Source organism: Streptomyces sp. NPDC096311 (assembly GCF_044763085.1).
GTDB lineage: Bacteria > Actinomycetota > Actinomycetes > Streptomycetales > Streptomycetaceae > Streptomyces.
On the sequence record NZ_JBIWFN010000070.1, the window covers coordinates 1 to 1,553 of the forward strand.

Genomic DNA, 1,553 nt, shown 5'->3' on the forward strand with positions numbered 1-1,553 from the left:
GGGCGCCGGGAGTTCAACGACGTGATCCTGCCGCCGTTCGAGATGGCGCTGCGCGAAGGCGGAGCTCGCTCGGTGATGAACTCCTACTCCGACGTCGACGGCATGCCGGCCGGCGCCGACCCGTCCCTGCTGACCGGAACCCTGCGCGAGGACTGGGGATTCGAGGGCACGGTCGTCTCCGACTACTGGTCGATCGCCTTCCTGCGCACCATGCACCGGATCGCGGCCACCGAGGGCGAGGCGGGCGCCCGCGCCCTCGCGGCCGGCATCGACGTCGAGCTGCCGGACACCCTGTGCTACGGGGAGCCACTCGCCGAACTCGTGCGGAACGGCACCGTTTCCGAGGACCTCGTCGACCGCGCCGTACGGCGTGTACTGAGTCAGAAGGCCGAACTCGGGCTGCTGGACGCCGGCTTCGACCCCGAGGTCGACACCGAGGAGCCGATCGACTTCGACCCGCCGGCGCACCGCGCGATCGCCCGTGACCTCGCCGAGCAGAGCGTCGTCCTGCTCGACAACCGCGACGGCATCCTGCCGCTGGGCCAGAACCTCACGTCCCTCGCCCTCGTAGGGCCCTGCGCCGACGACCCGAACGCCTTCTTCGGCTGCTACTCCTTCCCCAACCACGTCCTGCCCCACCACCCCGGCTACGACAACGGCATCGAGACCGGCTCGCTGCTCGACGCCCTCGCCACGGAGCTGCCGGGCACCCGGATCGCCTACGAACAGGGCTGCCCGGTCAAGGACATCGACCGCGGCGGCTTCGACGCGGCCGTCGAGCAGGCCCGGAAGGCGGATGTCTGCGTCGCCGTGGTCGGCGACCGCGCAGGGCTCTTCGGTCTGGGCACCTCCGGTGAGGGCTGCGACGCCGAGGACCTGGCACTGCCCGGCGTCCAGGACGAGCTTGTCGAGGCCCTCCTGGCCACCGGGACCCCGGTCGTGCTGCTCGTCGTCTCCGGGCGGCCATACGCGCTGGGTGCCTACGCCGACCGTGCGGCCGCCGTCGTGCAGGCCTTCTTCCCCGGCGAGGAAGGCGGGTCCGCGCTGGCAGGCGTGCTCTCCGGACGGGTCACCCCCTCGGGCAAGCTGCCCGTGCAGGTCCCCAGGAGCCGGGGCGGCCAGCCCGCCACCTACCTGCACGCGCCGCTGGGCGGCAACAGCGAGGGCGTGAGCAACCTCGACCCCAGCCCTGCCTACGCCTTCGGGCACGGGCTGTCGTACACGACGTTCGCCTACGAGGGGCTCGAACTCGGCGCCGAGCAGATCCCCACCGACGGCGAGGTCGAGATCACCTGCCTGGTGCGCAACACCGGTGACCGGACGGGCGCGGAGGTCGTCCAGCTCTACACCGCCGACCCCGTCGCACAACTGCCCCGACCCGTCACGCAGTTGACCGGATTCGCCCGGGTCCGCCTTGCCCCCGGCGAGCAGCGCCGGGTCACCTTCCGGCTGCACGCCGACCGGCTCGCCTACACCGGAGCGGACATGAGCCGCATCGTGGAGCCGGGCGAGATCGAGGTCATGGTCGGTTCGTCCAGCACCGACATCCGGCT

The 1,553-nt window shown here is 71.9% G+C and carries 1 protein-coding gene; it reads left to right on the forward strand.

Annotated features, from left to right (window positions below):
• The coding region (locus ACIRA5_RS53625) for a glycoside hydrolase family 3 C-terminal domain-containing protein (RefSeq protein WP_403706016.1) at positions 1-1,553 on the forward strand (1,553 nt) is incomplete at both ends.